The organism is Arthrobacter celericrescens (genome assembly GCF_003614925.1).
Classification (GTDB): Bacteria; Actinomycetota; Actinomycetes; order Actinomycetales; family Micrococcaceae; genus Arthrobacter; species Arthrobacter celericrescens.
This window is the reverse complement of record NZ_QYLP01000085.1, coordinates 23,815-38,442: the sequence shown is the minus strand read 5'-3', so window position 1 is coordinate 38,442 and position 14,628 is coordinate 23,815. Positions and strand designations below refer to the sequence as shown.

Below are 14,628 nucleotides of genomic sequence, written 5' to 3'. Positions count from 1 at the left end.
CCCCGCTGTCCTGGACAGCGCGAACGTACAGTTGAGGCCCCGGAATCCGCGGATTCCGGGGCCTCAACTGTACGTTCGCGCTTGTTGTGCGGGGGGTCCGGGTTCAGTAGCCGGACGTGCCGATGAAGACGTTGATGAACGCGAAGAAAATGCTCGCCGCCACGGCAATGTAGAGCAGTGCCACGATGATCCAGCCGTAGTCGCCCAGCACCTTCACCAGCCCGGCCGGTGCCGGGATGACGCCGTGCACCACGTTGCGGATGGTGACGAAGACGAACAGCGGGATCATGCACGCCCACACCACCATGCAGAACGGGCACAGGATGTGGATGACGTAGAGCGCCTGCGACCACAGCCAGACAATGAAGATGAAGCCCAGCGTCACCCCGGTCTGCAGGCCGATCCAGTACCAGCGCGCCAGCTTGCCACCGGCGAACAGGGCCATCGCCGTCGTGATGATCACGGCGAACGCCACGATTCCGATGAACATGTTGGGGAAACCGAACACCGAACTCTGCGGCGTCTTCATCACGTCACCGCAGGAGACCCACGGGTTGATGTCGCACACGGTGGCATGGTTGGGATCCGCGAGCACCTGGAGCTTCTCCAGGACCAGGGCGCCGGACGCCAGCCAGGCGATGGCGCCGGTCGCCAGCAGGAGCCAGGCGAACGGGATGTCGCGGGCCATCCGTGGCAACTGCGCCTCCGCCCGGGAAAGTCCACCCGGGGAGGCGCTTGCGGGGGCCAGGTTGTCGCTGGCGGGGCTTGGCATGGGTGATGGTCCCTTTCTGCTTGGCGCGGACCGCAGGTGCTCTCGGCTCCGGTGCCGCTCTCTGGGAGGATTGTAGCGCCGCTGGCTTGACGCAACGTCCAGCCGGACGCACTCAGTTCCGTCCTTCCGGGCAGGTGTGTGAGAGAATGAACGTGGTCGGAGCCCGTTCCACATGCGGAATCCGGTCCGGCATCTTGCTCCCAAGACCGCCAGCCCTGAGCAGGGCATGCCCGGAAAACAGCTTCCCGGCACGCCCGCCATGGCATGGGACGGCACCTGGTTGTGGTACTAGAACAACGGGTTCGCAGCAGAGCCGGCTTTCCGTGTTTGCCGCACCCCCACGCTGGTGCGAACCGGAAAGACAACTGACGACTTCTGTCAACGCCTGCGGGTTTTGACAATATGTGCCCCACTGGGCGCCGGATGTGGCGGTCGCACAAGGGCAGGAGTGTTGCCACTTATGGATAACGATCAAGCAGTACCAGCCGTGGAGGATGCGGCACCGGCGGCCGAAGAGGCACCGAAGAAGACCACCAGGACCCGGCGCAAGGCCGCTCCGAAGACGGAGGCTCCCATTGAAGCCACGGCGTCCCCGGATGCGGAAACCGGGGAAGCGCCCAAGGCCCCGGTCCGGCGCAGCCGGGCCCGCAAGAAGGTCGAGACCGCTGAGCCGCTTCCGGCTTTCGCCGGGAACGCCGATGAGGCCGCGTCCGAAACCCCGGCTGAACCGGCCCCTGCCGAAGCCGGGCCGGCTCCCGCCGAAGCGGAAGCCGCGCCGGAAAAGCCGGTCCGCCGTCGTCGGACAGCCAAGGCCAAGGCAGCCACCGAGGAAGCCGCCCCTGCCGAGGAAGCAGCAGCGCCTGCGGCCGCCGTCGAAGAACCCGAGGCAACGGAAACTCCCGGGACCGCTTCCGAAGAAGCAGCCCCCGCTGACGAAGAAGCCGCCACGGAGGAGGCGGCGAGCCCCCTTGCGTCGCTTTTCCTGGAACCGGCATCGGCCACGTCCATGATCTTCCAGGCACCGGACCTGAGCACCGTTGTCCGCCCGGCCCCGGCCGCCGCGGACGAGGACGAGGCGGAAGGGGACGACGAGGACAACGAACTCGGAGAGGGCGGCAGCCGCCGTCGCCGCCGCAGCCGGGGCCGTCGCGGACGCCGCGGCACCGAGCGTGAGGACGGGAGCGACGAAGAAGGCGAAACGTCCGACGACGACGGCGAGGCCGCCGAGGCGCTCGAGGACGGCGTGACCTCGCGCCGCCGCCGTCGCCGCCGCCGCGGCGACCAGGACCTTGAGCTCAGCGGCGGCGGGGAAGACGACCCGCCCAACACCGTGACCCGGGTCCGTGCCCCGCGCACCCACACCGAAAGCGCCGGACCCGACCGCGTCACCAGCGTCAAGGGCTCCACCCGCCTGGAAGCAAAGAAGCAGCGCCGCCGCGAATCCCGCGAAACCGGCCGCCGCCGCCAGGTCATCACCGAAGCCGAGTTCCTGGCCCGCCGGGAATCGGTGGACCGCCAGATGATCGTGCGCCAGCGCGACGACAGGATCCAGATCGGCGTCCTCGAAGACGGTGTCCTGGCCGAGCACTTCGTGTCCAAGACCCAGCAGGATTCCCTGATCGGCAACGTCTACCTGGGCAAGGTCCAGAACGTGCTGCCGTCCATGGAAGCGGCATTCGTCGATATCGGACGCGGCCGCAATGCCGTGCTGTACGCCGGCGAGGTCAACTGGGACGCCGTCACGCTCGAAGGCAAGCCGCGCCGCATCGAAAACGCGCTGAAGTCCGGTGACTCCGTCCTGGTCCAGGTCACCAAGGACCCGGTGGGCCACAAGGGTGCCCGCCTGACCAGCCAGATCTCCCTTCCGGGCCGGTACCTCGTGTACGTGCCCGGCGGCTCGATGACGGGCATCTCACGCAAACTGCCCGACGTCGAACGCAACCGGCTCAAGCGCATCCTCAAGGACCGCCTCCCGGAGAACGCCGGCGTGATCGTCCGCACCGCGGCCGAAGGGGCGTCCGAGGAAGAACTGACGCACGACATCAACCGCCTGCGCGCGCAGTGGGAAGGCATCGAGGGCCAGTCGAGCTCCAGCAAGGTCCTGGCCCCCGAGTTGCTGTACGGCGAACCGGACCTCACCATCAAGGTGGTCCGCGACGTCTTCAACGAGGACTTCTCCAAGCTGATCGTCTCCGGCGAAGAGGCGTGGGACACCATCGAGGCCTACGTTACGTACGTGGCGCCGGACCTCGTGGGACGCCTGGAAAAGTGGACCTCGGAGCAGGACATCTTTGCTGCCTGGCGCGTGGACGAGCAGATCCACAAAGCCCTGGAACGCAAGGTCTTCCTGCCCTCCGGCGGTTCCCTGGTGATCGACCGCACCGAAGCGATGACCGTGGTGGACGTCAACACCGGCAAGTTCACCGGCAGCGGCGGCAACCTCGAAGAGACCGTCACCAAGAACAACCTGGAAGCGGCCGAAGAGGTGGTCCGCCAGCTGCGCCTGCGCGACATCGGCGGCATCATCGTGATCGACTTCATCGACATGGTGCTCGAATCCAACCGCGACCTCGTGTTGCGCCGCCTGGTCGAGTGCCTGGGCCGCGACCGCACCAAGCACCAGGTGGCCGAAGTGACGTCCCTGGGCCTGGTCCAGATGACCCGCAAGCGGATGGGCACCGGCCTCCTCGAGGTCTTCGGCGAGCAGTGCGAAACGTGCGCGGGGCGCGGCGTGGTCACCCACGACGAACCGGTGGAGCACCGCCGCGCCAACGTGGTGGCGGCCGAACACCACCGCCCGCACACCGAGGCCGGACAGCAGCCTGCCCGCACGGAGCGCAAGCGCCGCCGCGGCAAGGGCGGGGGACAGGCGCCCGTCGAGGCCCCGCCCGCGCCGCCCGCACCGGAGCCTGCAGTTGACGCCCAGCGCCAGGCCAAGGCTGACGCGACGCGCGCCGCGTTCGCCAACATCGCCGCCGCCGCGCATGCCGCGCACTTGCACGACGACGAACTCCACGCCGCCGAAGCCCTTGCCGCGGCGGCCGCTGCTGAAGCCTCCGAAGGCGGTCCCGCTGCCCGTGGTGCCTCCGGACCTGCCGACACCGGCGCGGCCTCGGCGGCGGCCCCGGCGGCTTCCAGTGCACCGGTGCTGCCTGTCCTTCGTTTCGGCGGAGAGGAAGTGGCGCTGCCGCTGGCCATCCACCACGAGGAACCCGCTCGAAGCGAGCCCGCGATGAGCCTGGACCTGCTCGCCCAGGCATTCGCCGGCCTCGGCCGGGAGGCTGCCGCCGGCGACGCTCCGGACACAGCGTCCGCAGGGGTCGACGCCGGCGACCTTCCCCGCAGCCGCCGGAGCCGCCGCAGCCGGAGCGCGAGCCGTGCCCAGGGCGCAGCCAACGCCACGACGGTGGAACAGCACACGACCACCGGCGCCAGCGGCGGTACCGCCCACGAGGCCAAGGCCCCGGCGGCGCTGCCGGACAACGCCGCGAAGCAGCCGGTAAAGAAGGCCGCCGATGAACCGATCATCCTCGGCGTCGGCGTTCCCAAGTCCGAGCTCTAGGAAGCCGGTTTCCTGACCGTGCAGGCCCCGTTGCCCCCGCTTTATCGCGTGAGGCAACGGGGCTTTTGCCTTTCCCGGGTCTCATTCCCGCCATGGCCGCTGTGGCTGGGGACCGGGCAAGGCGGGCCGTTAGACTTGGAACCCTGACACGGGGTGCCGCGCACCGATGCCGGCTGAGACCAGACCCGTTGAACCTGCCCGGTTAGTACCGGCGAAGGGATGTCCGTTTCATGGCACTCGCACCGCTTACTCCCGTCTACCCGCTTGACGCCGCTGCTCCCCGGCCGCCCCGCGTTCTCAGTATCGCGGGGTCCGACCCCTCGGGCGGCGCCGGAATCCAGGCGGACCTCAAGAGCATCGCGGCCAACGGCGGCTACGGCATGGCCGCGATCACCGCGCTGACCGCACAGAACACCAAGGGCGTGCGCTCCGTCCACGTCCCGCCCGTCGGGTTCCTGCGCGAGCAACTGGAAGCGATCAGCGACGACATCACGGTGGACGCCGTCAAGATCGGCATGCTGGGCGACGCCGAGGTGATCGGGGAAGTGCGACGCTGGCTCGGCGAGGTGCGCCCCGCCGTCGTCGTCCTCGACCCGGTGATGATCGCCACCAGTGGCGACCGGCTGCTGGAGAGATCCGCGGAGGAAGCCCTCCGGGGCCTGCTCCCGCTGGCCGACCTGATCACCCCGAACCTGCCCGAGCTGGCCATGCTGTTGGGCGAGGACGAAGCCCGTGACTGGGTTTCGGCCCTGGCGCAGGGCAAGCGCCTCGCAGCGTCCACCGGGAGCACCGTGCTGGTCAAGGGAGGACACCTGGCCGGCGAAGAGTGCCCCGACGCCCTGGTGAACACCACCGGCCTGCTCAGCCAGGACGTGGTGGAGGTTCCCGGGCCGAGGGTGGCCACCAGCAACAGCCACGGCACGGGGTGCTCGCTGTCGTCCGCCATGGCCACCGCCAAGGCACGGCTGGGCAGCTGGGAGGAGGCCCTGCGCGAGGTGAAGCCATGGCTGCAGGAAGCCCTCGCCCGTTCGGCGGACCTGGAAGTGGGCCAAGGCAATGGACCCGTCCACCACTTCCACGCACAGGAACAGCTGCGCCCAGGCGGCTTCGCCGCCCAGCTGCGCCCAGGCGGCTTCGCCGCCCAGCTGTGGGACGCGGCGGAACTGGAACTCGCGGAAATCCACGCCCTGGAGTTCATTGGCGGACTACAGTCCGGGGCGCTGTCGAAGGAACACTTCGGCTACTACCTGGCCCAGGACGCCCTCTATTTGAACGGGTACTCCAGGGTCCTGGCCCGGGCCGGTGCGCTGGCGCCAAGCGAAGACGAACAGCTGTTCTGGGCGAAAGGCTCCCAGCAGTGCCTGGAAGTTGAATCGGAGTTGCACCGCAACTGGCTCGGCGGCCGGATGGCCACGGAGAGCGGCCCCGTCACGAAAGCCTATGTTGACCACCTGATCGCTGCTTCGGCGTCGGGGAGCTACGGGGTGCTGGTCGCGGCCATCCTGCCGTGCTATTGGCTATACGCCGAAGTCGGCCAGCGCCTGCACCATGAATTCGTCGCCGCGGGGGAGCCCGCCGGCCACCCGTACGCGGACTGGCTGCGGACCTACGCGGACGAAGCCTTCGCCGAGGCTACCCGGAAGGCGATCGACGTCGTCGACGGCGCCGCGCGCGCGGCGTCCGCGGCCGAACGGGCAGCCATGCACGAGGCGTTCGTCCAGTCCTGCCGCTACGAGACGGCGTTCTTCGACGCACCGCGGCTGCACGCCTGAGCGTGGGCTTCCCAGCGTGTCGAGAGGTGCCTGCACGGCTGCGGGTCCCGCAAACGGTAGACTGTCCGGGCACGGTTCCGGATGGCGGCATGGTCGCTGTGGCAGCGATCACACGGCACGCTCCGGACCCGGCCTCATTTGCAGCCGAAGGCGAAACTAGCGTAATCTAGATCTTCGGTGCTTACGCCAACACTTGGGTTATGCCCCCTGGATCTGTTCAGGGATGACTCACGGGCTTCTTTCCTGGAGTTCACGGCGTTGAGGCACAGCGTGAATCAGGAGCAATAAGGCTCCGGGGTTCCGCACGCAAATTTTGTAAGAAACGTCGAGAGAAGTGAGTGCCCAAGTGGTGTACGCGATTGTCCGCGCAGGCGGCCGCCAAGAAAAGGTTTCCGTTGGAGACTACGTAACCCTCAACCGCGTCCCCGGTGAAGTCGGAAGCACCCTCGAGCTGCCCGCACTGCTCCTGGTTGACGGCGACAAGGTCACCTCCGCTGCTGCGGACCTGGCCAAGGTCAAGGTTACGGCTGAGATCCTCGAAGACCTCCGTGGTCCGAAGATCGTCATCCAGAAGTTCAAGAACAAGACCGGCTACAAGAAGCGCCAGGGTCACCGTCAGGAACTGACCAAGATCAAGATCACCGGCATCAAGTAACCACTGGTTGCTTTCCGGGTTTCACCAGATTTCCCAAAACCTTAAAGGCAGGCATTTCAAATGGCACATAAAAAGGGCGCGAGCTCCACTCGCAACGGTCGTGACTCCAACGCACAGCGCCTCGGCGTGAAGCGCTTCGGCGGCCAGGTTGTTTCCGCCGGCGAGATCATCGTCCGCCAGCGCGGCACCCACTTCCACCCGGGCGCAGGCGTCGGCCGCGGTGGCGACGACACCCTGTTCGCTCTGCAGGCCGGTGCTGTCGAATTCGGCACCCGTCGCGGCCGCCGTGTCGTGAACATCGTTGCTGCTGCAGCTGCAGAGTAACAACACATTCTGAACGGGTGGAGCGGGCCAGGCGGCCCGCTCCACTTGTCTTTTAACAGCATTAGAATCTTTTAGAGTTTTTGCATACACAGAGGAGAAAATCGTGGCCACCTTCGTAGACCGGGTAGTACTTCACGTATCCGGCGGAACAGGCGGCCACGGCTGTGTATCGGTCAAGCGGGAGAAGTTCAAGCCGCTCGGCGGTCCCGACGGCGGCAACGGCGGCAACGGCGGCGACGTGATCCTGCGCGTCGACGGACAGACCACCACGCTGCTCGATTACCACCACGCCCCGCACCGGCACGCCACTAACGGCGGTCCCGGCATGGGCGACTGGCGCGGCGGCAAGAACGGCGAAACCCTCGTGCTGCCGGTTCCGGACGGCACTGTCGTCAAGAGCAAGGACGGCACCGTGCTGGCCGACCTGGTTGGGGTCGGCGCCGAATACCTGGCTGCTGCCGGCGGCATCGGTGGCCTCGGCAACGCCTCACTGTCCTCCCAGAAGCGCAAGGCCCCCGGGTTCGCACTCCTTGGCATCGAGGGTGAAGCCAGCGACATCGTCCTGGAACTGAAATCGATTGCCGACATCGCCCTGGTCGGCTTCCCTTCGGCCGGCAAGTCCAGCCTCATCGCCGCCATGTCTGCGGCGCGGCCTAAGATTGCCGACTACCCGTTCACCACCCTCGTACCGAACCTGGGTGTGGTGCAAGCCGGCGACGTCCGCTTCACCATCGCCGATGTCCCGGGCCTGATCGAGGGCGCCAGCGAAGGCAAGGGGCTGGGCCATAACTTCCTGCGCCACGTTGAACGCTGCGCCGCACTGGTCCACGTGCTGGACTGCGGAACCCTCGAATCCGACCGCGATCCGCTGTCCGACCTCGCCATCATCGAGGCCGAGCTCGAGAAATACGCCGTCGACATGAGCTACGCCGGCACTGACGGCGAAGTGGTCCCGCTGAACGAGCGCCCCAAGCTGGTGGTGCTGAACAAGGTCGACCTGCCCGACGGCAAGGACATGGCCGAGTTCGTGCGCCCGGACCTCGAGGCCCGCGGCTACCGCGTCTTCGAAGTTTCCGCCACCAGCCACGAAGGTCTCCGCCCCCTGAGCTTCGCGATGGCCGGAATCGTCCAGGCCGCCCGCGACGCCGTCAAGGCGGCTCCGCCGAAGGTTGCCGCCCCGGTGCTGCGCCCGCGCGCCGTCAACGAGACCGGCTTCACCATCCGCCGCGAGGAGAAGAACCTCGAGCCGCTCTTCCGCGTGCTCGGGGAAAAGCCCGTGCGCTGGGTCAAGCAGACCGACTTCACCAACGAAGAAGCCATCGGCTACCTGGCGGACCGCCTGGCGAAGCTCGGCATCGAAACCGAGCTCTTCAAGATGGGTGCCAAGCCCGGCGACACCGTGGTGATCGGTGGCGAGGACGGGGTCGTGTTCGACTGGGAACCCACCATGATGGCCGGTGCGGAACTGCTTGCCACCCCGCGCGGCACCGACATCCGTATTGCAGACATCGGCGACCGCCCCACCCGTTCCCAGAAGCGCGAAGAGCAGATCGAACGCCGCGAGGCCAAGGCCGCGGCGCGCGCCGAACTGGAGGCCGAGCGCAAGGCGGGCATCTGGACCGAGTCCGTCAGCCGCCGTCGTGCCGCCCGCCCGGTGACGGAACGCGGGCTGGAAGACGGCAATGACGACTAGCGCGGAAGCGGTCTTCGCCGCGGCGGACAGCGCTGAACGAGAGGCCCTGGCCACGGCCAAGCGGATCGTGGTAAAGGTCGGTTCCTCGTCCCTGACCAGCATCAAGGGCGGCATCTCGGAGCGCTCTCTGACGGCGCTCGTGGATGCCCTGGCACGCAAGCGGAACGCCGGCAGCGAAATCATCCTGGTGTCCTCGGGCGCCATCGCCGCCGGGCTCGCACCGCTGGGCCTGGCCAAGCGACCCAAGGACCTGGCCACCCAGCAGGCGGCGGCCAGCGTAGGGCAGGGCCTGCTGATGGCCCGCTACACCCAGGCGTTCTCCGCCCACGGCGTGACCGTCAGCCAGGTGCTGCTCACGGCCGACGACCTCATGCGGCGCACCCAGCACAGCAACGCCTACCGTGCCCTGGACCGCCTGCTGAACCTCGGCGTCGTGCCGGTGGTCAACGAAAACGACACCGTGGCCACGCACGAGATCCGCTTCGGCGACAACGACCGCCTGGCCGCGCTCGTGGCGCACCTGGTGCGCGCGGACGCGCTCGTGCTGCTGTCCGACGTCGACGCCCTCTACGACGGACCACCCGCCAAGGGTGCCAAGCGCATCCCCCTGGTCACCGGCCCTGCGGACCTCGAAGGGGTCACCATCGGCAAGGCCGGCAAGGCCGGCGTCGGGACCGGTGGCATGATGACCAAGGTCGAGGCGGCCAGCATCGCCGCCGGGTCCGGGATCCACGCCCTCGTCACCTCCACCGCCAACGCCGCCGCGGCACTGACCGGCGAGGACGTCGGCACCTGGTTCGCCGTGAACGGCGGGCGGAAGCCCGTCCGGCTGCTCTGGCTGGCGCACCTGGCCTCCGTGCGCGGCCGCCTGGTGCTCGACGACGGCGCCGTCCGGGCCGTGCGCGACCGCCACACTTCGCTGCTGCCCGCCGGAATTTCTGCCGTGGCCGGCGATTTCGAGGCCGGGGACCCTGTGGAAATGGTGGCCGGCGACGGAACCGTGATCGCACGTGGCCTGGTCAACTACTCTGCCGAGGAACTTCCGCGCATGCTCGGCCGCTCCACGAAGGAACTCGCCAGGGAACTGGGCAGCGGATATGACCGCGTTGTTGTCCATGTTGACGACCTCGTTCTGGTCCCGTAGCAGGCTCCACTAAACTTGGACCATGACTGAAGCACTGACTCCCCAGGCCGTTTCCGACGCAGCAACCACCGGAGCCGTCTCCGGTGCCGTTCCGCCGGCGGAAACCCCGGAGTCGCTGGCGCCCGGGAAACTTGATGCACAGGAGCTTGAGGCGGCCGTGCACGCCATCGCCGACCGCTCCCGCAAGGCCGCGCGCCGCATGGCGCAGGCGAACCGGGCATGGAAGGACCGCGCGCTGCGGGCAATTGCCGACGCGCTGGTGGAACGCCAGGCCGCCGTCCTCGCCGCCAACGCCAAGGACGTCGAGGCCGGCCGGGCCAACGGCACGTCCAAGGCCCTGCTGGACCGGCTCTCCCTGACCCCTGCCCGAATCGAAGGCCTCGTGGCCGCCCTGGAAAACCTCGCCGGCCTGCCCGATCCCGTGGGCAACGTGGTCCGCGGCCAGACGCTGCCCAACGGCCTCCGCCTGCGCCAGGTCAACGTGCCCATGGGCGTCGTCGCGGCGATCTACGAAGCCCGCCCCAACGTCACCGTGGACATCGCCGGCCTGGCCCTGAAGAGCGGCAACGCCGTGATCCTGCGCGGCGGCTCGGCTGCGGCGCACACCAACGCTGCCCTCGTAGTGATCCTGCGCGAAGCCCTTGAGTCGGTGGGCCTGCCCGCCGACGCCGTCCAGACGGTGGACCAGTATGGGCGTGAAGGCGCCAACGTGCTGATGCGCGCCCGCGGCCGGGTCGACGTCCTCATTCCGCGCGGCGGCCGGGACCTCATCCAGACTGTCGTGAACAATTCCTCGGTGCCGGTCATCGAAACCGGTGAGGGGAACGTGCACATCTTCATCGACGAGTCCGCCGGTGAGGACATGGCCGTGGAGATCCTGCTCAACGCCAAGACCCAGCGGCCCAGCGTCTGCAACACGGTGGAGACCCTGTTGGTCCACTCCGGGTCCACCGTGCTGCCCGCCGTCGCCTCCGCACTGAAGGCTGCCGGCGTCACGCTGCATGTAGACGACCGCGTGGCCCAGGCCCTCGCAGGCACGGTGGAGACCGTGCCGGCCGACGATGACGACTGGGCCACCGAATACATGGACCTGGACCTTGCCGTGGCCATGGTGGACAGCCTGGACGCCGCGGTGGGCCACATCCGCAAGTGGACCACCGGCCACACCGAAGCGATCCTGACGAACAACCTCGCCAACGCCGAGAAGTTCATCGCCGAGATCGACTCCGCGGCCGTGATCGTCAACGCCTCCACCCGCTTCACCGACGGCGGGGAGCTTGGCCTCGGTGCCGAGGTGGGCATCTCCACCCAGAAGCTGCACGCCCGCGGTCCCATGGGCCTGACGGAACTGACCACCACCAAGTGGATCGTCCAAGGCGAAGGCCAGGTACGGGCCTAGGCAGCGCGGCCGGCGGCGGGCGTTGCCGTAACGCCAACGCTGTAACATAGAACAGAAGTCCGGAGCGGCGGGAGGATCCGCCGTCGAAATCCTTTGTGAACCATTAGGGGAGAACATGCAGTTTCAACAGATCGCCGTTTCCATTGCCGCGCAGGGCGGCGAAGGTGGCCACGAGGAACTGGCCCCGCTGTGGGCCGAGCCGTGGGTCTTCGGCGTCAGCATGTTCGCAATCCTGCTGGTCCTGATGTTCGTCACCCTGTCCTACACCAACCTGGGCAACCGCCACGAGCCGGTGGACGAGCACTCGGATCCGCACCGCCAGCACCCGGCCAAGCACTCAGGGTTTGGCCACTAAGATTTCCGCCGCAAAACCCTTCGAGGTCACGGGTCGCAGGATCCGCCTGGGCGTGATGGGTGGGACGTTCGATCCCATCCATCACGGCCACTTGGTTGCCGCGAGCGAAGTCGCCGCGAAGTTCCACCTCGACGAGGTTGTCTTCGTTCCCACGGGGCAGCCTTGGCAGAAGTCCAGCAAGCAGGTCAGCGAGCCCGAACACCGTTACCTCATGACCGTGATCGCCACGGCGTCGAACCCGAACTTCACGGTCAGCCGCGTGGACGTGGACCGTCCCGGTCCCACCTTCACGATCGACACCCTGAGGGACCTGCGGGCGCTCCGCCCGGACGCCGACCTCTTCTTCATCACCGGCGCCGATGCCCTGGCACAGATCCTGTCCTGGAAGGACGTGGATGAGCTTTGGAAACTGGCGCACTTCGTGGGCGTCACCAGGCCCGGGCACGTGCTCGATGACATGGGCAGGGAAGACGTCAGCCTGCTCGAGGTCCCGGCCATGGCCATTTCCTCGACGGATTGCCGTGCCCGCGTGGCCGACGGCAACCCGGTGTGGTACCTCGTTCCCGACGGCGTGGTGCAGTACATCGCCAAGTACGGGCTTTATGCGGCAAAGCAGCCCGCAGCGTCCGTGCCGTCATTGACCGGACCAGACCGCCGAGCACTTACTGAGTGAGTTTTGAATGAGCCAGGAACAGCCCCCCATCCGCAGCCGGCGTGAACTTCGGCGAGCCCGGGAACAGCACCTGGAACAGACGCCACTGGAACACGTGGCAGGCGCCGGAACGGCTGCCGCGGCCGCCCCGGCCGAGGCACCGAAGAAGTCCGGCCCCGAAACCGGGCGCGTCCGGCGCGTAGCCGACGCGCCGGTTGACGCGACGCCCGGCGCCGAGCGCTCCTCCCAGATCAGGGCCCGCGACCGCGCAGCGCTGCGGGCCATCAAGGAACTCGCAGACAAGGAAGGGCAGCTGTCCAAGGGCGGCCCGCCGACCCGCAGGCAGCTCCGCCTCCAGCAGCTCCAGGAGGAACTTGCTCCGGGCACATCCATGCTTCCCGTGGTCGCGCCGCCAGCAGGGGCAGCTCCCGCCGGTTCGGCCCCGTCTGCCGACGCCCCGGCGTCGGCGCTTCCGGTTGTTCCGCAGGCTGCTCCGGGCGGCAGGCCGGCGCAGTCCGGTCCGTACCGTACAGCTCCCGACGGCGCCATCCGGGTCACTGCCGGGCCTCCCGCTTCCGCTGCGGAACCCGCCGCCGCGGAGCCTCCCGCAGCGCGGCCGGAGATGTCCGTCGAGCAGGCCCTCGCCGCCCGGGAGCTGCTGACGGCACAGGCGCAGAACCAGGCCAACAAGCTCGAACACATTGCCTCGCTGGAGAACGCCTCCGGGGACTCTGCCGACGCGCAGGAAGCTCCCGAGGACCAGCAGGCGCTTGCCCGGCAGATCGCCGAGGCCGAGCGCGAGGCCATCCTCAGCAAGCGTGCAGAGGCCAAACAGAAGCTCGCCGAACAGACGGCCCGTCCGGCCGCCGCCAAGAGCGGACCGGCGACGGCGAACAACCTGGCCATGGTGACGCCGCTGGAGTTCGTCAAGGTTCCGGGCGTCGAGCGCCCCATGATGAAGCCGCCGGCCACCAGCTTCGTCCCTTTGGTGACCTCGGCCGGACCGAAACTGAGCAAGGACCAGGCAGCGGCCGCGAAACAGCGCAGCAAGCGCGGCCGCGCGGCCGTCCTGGCCAGGGCCGAGGCCGCGGCAAAGGCGGCCCGTTCACGGACGGCGGAGGACGCCGTCGTCGATTCCGAGGGAGCGTCACCGGCAGCACCAGTCGCTGCCCGCGCCGCCTACGGGCTCGACCCCCTCGACGCCGCAACGGCCGGGCTGGCGCGTGCGCGCCGGCAGCGGCTGCTCATCCTGTGCCTGGCGGTGGTCGCGGCAGCCGCCGTCATTGCCGGCATCGTGTTCATTGCCAGCGGCATTTCCCGCTGAAGTCCCTCAACGTTGGCAGGCATTTGGCCTGCATCGCATCAACCACCACACAAGGAGTCCCGTGACTGCACATGAATCATCCATCGTCCTGGCCCGCCACGCCGCCCGCGCGGCAGCGGACAAGCTCGCCGAGGACATTGTCGCCCTGGACGTCAGCGAACGCCTTGCCCTCACCGACGTCTTCCTGATCGCCTCCGCGCCCACCGAGCGCCAGGTCAACGCGATCGTCGACGGCATCGAGGAGGAACTGCTCAAACAGGACCTGCGCCCCGTGCGCCGCGAAGGCCGCTCCGAAGGCCGCTGGGTCCTGCTGGACTACGCGGACATCGTAGTGCACGTCCAACACACTGAGGACCGGGTGTTCTACGCCCTGGAACGGCTCTGGAAGGACTGCCCCGTGGTGGACCTCGAGCTCAACGGCAAGGACCACGGCACGTCCGCAATCCAGGAAGGCGCCTGAGCAAGAACCCCGGATTGGCGGGGCAGGACGGCTAAAGTATGCCCGATTTGGAATTTTCGGAAAGGCTGTTCTAAGATATTGGAGTTGCTTCGCCGCAAGGCAGGGCGGGAAAGGCTTTCCCAAGTCTTTCTTGGCTCATGGAGCAGCGAAAATACGGGGGTATGGCGCAGTTGGTAGCGCGTCTGCATGGCATGCAGAAGGTCAGGGGTTCGAATCCCCTTACCTCCACCAAATAAAGAATCCCGCGGATCTGATCCGCGGGATTTCTTGGTTTTCAGGGCCGGCGAATACCGCTGGCCGTTAGTTGCGCGACTGCTTTTCGATCTGAAATCCCATCCGGCACAGTTCCCGCCCCCGGGTGCTACAGCCGCTCGAACACCATCGTCGCCTGGATCACTCCACCGATTCCGCTTATCGGCGCAGGTGGTTGCACTTGGTCAGTCAGGCGCGCATGTGGATCACGCGCATCGGGGTCAGTCCATGAACGGCCGACAGGTACGGCGTGAGATACCGCCC

At 67.8% G+C, this 14,628-nt stretch carries 12 protein-coding genes, 1 tRNA gene and 1 riboswitch; of the genes, 12 read left to right on the top strand and 1 reads right to left on the bottom strand.

Going from position 1 to position 14,628, the window contains the following annotated elements; translation table 11 throughout:
* Positions 1-103: 103 nt before the first annotated feature.
* Complete coding sequence (locus tag D3654_RS14765) at positions 104-772, bottom strand: vitamin K epoxide reductase family protein (protein ID WP_120522241.1); 669 nt, start codon at positions 770-772, stop codon at positions 104-106.
* A 460-nt stretch (positions 773-1,232) separates the two neighbouring features.
* On the opposite strand from D3654_RS14765, the gene D3654_RS14760 reads away from it, so the two are divergent.
* From D3654_RS14760 to D3654_RS14705, 12 genes are all read left to right on the top strand, one after another.
* Complete coding sequence (locus D3654_RS14760; protein ID WP_120522240.1) at positions 1,233-4,334, top strand: Rne/Rng family ribonuclease; 3,102 nt, start codon at positions 1,233-1,235, stop codon at positions 4,332-4,334.
* Between the two features lie 139 nt (positions 4,335-4,473).
* Positions 4,474-4,571, top strand: a riboswitch (TPP riboswitch).
* Positions 4,565-6,106 (top strand): bifunctional hydroxymethylpyrimidine kinase/phosphomethylpyrimidine kinase, encoded by a 1,542-nt coding sequence (locus D3654_RS14755; protein ID WP_120522239.1) that lies wholly within the window; start codon positions 4,565-4,567, stop codon positions 6,104-6,106. (Overlaps the previous riboswitch by 7 nt.)
* A 346-nt stretch (positions 6,107-6,452) precedes the next feature.
* Positions 6,453-6,761, top strand: a complete 309-nt coding sequence (gene rplU / locus D3654_RS14750; RefSeq protein WP_070347480.1) for a 50S ribosomal protein L21 — start codon at positions 6,453-6,455, stop codon at positions 6,759-6,761.
* A 60-nt stretch (positions 6,762-6,821) separates the two neighbouring features.
* Positions 6,822-7,085 (top strand): 50S ribosomal protein L27, encoded by a 264-nt coding sequence (rpmA, locus tag D3654_RS14745; RefSeq protein WP_070347479.1) that lies wholly within the window; start codon positions 6,822-6,824, stop codon positions 7,083-7,085.
* Between the two features lie 103 nt (positions 7,086-7,188).
* Positions 7,189-8,778 carry a GTPase ObgE gene (obgE, locus tag D3654_RS14740; RefSeq protein WP_120522238.1) on the top strand — a complete coding sequence of 530 codons (1,590 nt, stop codon included), beginning with the start codon at positions 7,189-7,191 and terminating at the stop codon, positions 8,776-8,778.
* Entirely contained in the window at positions 8,768-9,922 is a 1,155-nt protein-coding gene (proB, locus tag D3654_RS14735) for a glutamate 5-kinase (protein ID WP_120522237.1), read from the top strand. The genes obgE and proB overlap by 11 nt, the downstream gene beginning before the upstream one ends.
* A 22-nt stretch (positions 9,923-9,944) precedes the next feature.
* Positions 9,945-11,321: a glutamate-5-semialdehyde dehydrogenase gene (locus tag D3654_RS14730; RefSeq protein WP_120522236.1), complete on the top strand. Its 1,377-nt coding sequence runs from the start codon at positions 9,945-9,947 to the stop codon at positions 11,319-11,321.
* Between the two features lie 115 nt (positions 11,322-11,436).
* Positions 11,437-11,676: a hypothetical protein gene (locus tag D3654_RS14725; protein ID WP_120522235.1), complete on the top strand. Its 240-nt coding sequence runs from the start codon at positions 11,437-11,439 to the stop codon at positions 11,674-11,676.
* Between the two features lies 1 nt (position 11,677).
* Positions 11,678-12,349, top strand: a complete 672-nt coding sequence (gene nadD / locus D3654_RS14720; RefSeq protein ID WP_425359424.1) for a nicotinate-nucleotide adenylyltransferase — start codon at positions 11,678-11,680, stop codon at positions 12,347-12,349.
* A 7-nt stretch (positions 12,350-12,356) separates the two neighbouring features.
* Entirely contained in the window at positions 12,357-13,652 is a 1,296-nt protein-coding gene (locus D3654_RS14715) for a hypothetical protein (RefSeq protein WP_120522233.1), read from the top strand.
* A gap of 61 nt (positions 13,653-13,713) precedes the next feature.
* Complete coding sequence (gene rsfS, locus D3654_RS14710; protein ID WP_120522232.1) at positions 13,714-14,112, top strand: ribosome silencing factor; 399 nt, start codon at positions 13,714-13,716, stop codon at positions 14,110-14,112.
* Positions 14,113-14,267: 155 nt separating this feature from the next.
* Positions 14,268-14,343, top strand: a tRNA-Ala gene (locus tag D3654_RS14705).
* Positions 14,344-14,628 lie beyond the last annotated feature (285 nt).

Coding starts and splice junctions, on each gene's coding strand:
- proB (WP_120522237.1), top strand. CDS start 8,768: ATGACGACTAGCGCGGAAGCGGTCTTCGCCGCGGCGGACAGCGCTGAA.
- D3654_RS14730 (WP_120522236.1), top strand. CDS start 9,945: ATGACTGAAGCACTGACTCCCCAGGCCGTTTCCGACGCAGCAACCACC.
- D3654_RS14755 (WP_120522239.1), top strand. CDS start 4,565: ATGGCACTCGCACCGCTTACTCCCGTCTACCCGCTTGACGCCGCTGCT.
- D3654_RS14765 (WP_120522241.1), bottom strand. CDS start 772: ATGCCAAGCCCCGCCAGCGACAACCTGGCCCCCGCAAGCGCCTCCCCG.
- D3654_RS14725 (WP_120522235.1), top strand. CDS start 11,437: ATGCAGTTTCAACAGATCGCCGTTTCCATTGCCGCGCAGGGCGGCGAA.
- D3654_RS14760 (WP_120522240.1), top strand. CDS start 1,233: ATGGATAACGATCAAGCAGTACCAGCCGTGGAGGATGCGGCACCGGCG.
- D3654_RS14715 (WP_120522233.1), top strand. CDS start 12,357: ATGAGCCAGGAACAGCCCCCCATCCGCAGCCGGCGTGAACTTCGGCGA.
- rpmA (WP_070347479.1), top strand. CDS start 6,822: ATGGCACATAAAAAGGGCGCGAGCTCCACTCGCAACGGTCGTGACTCC.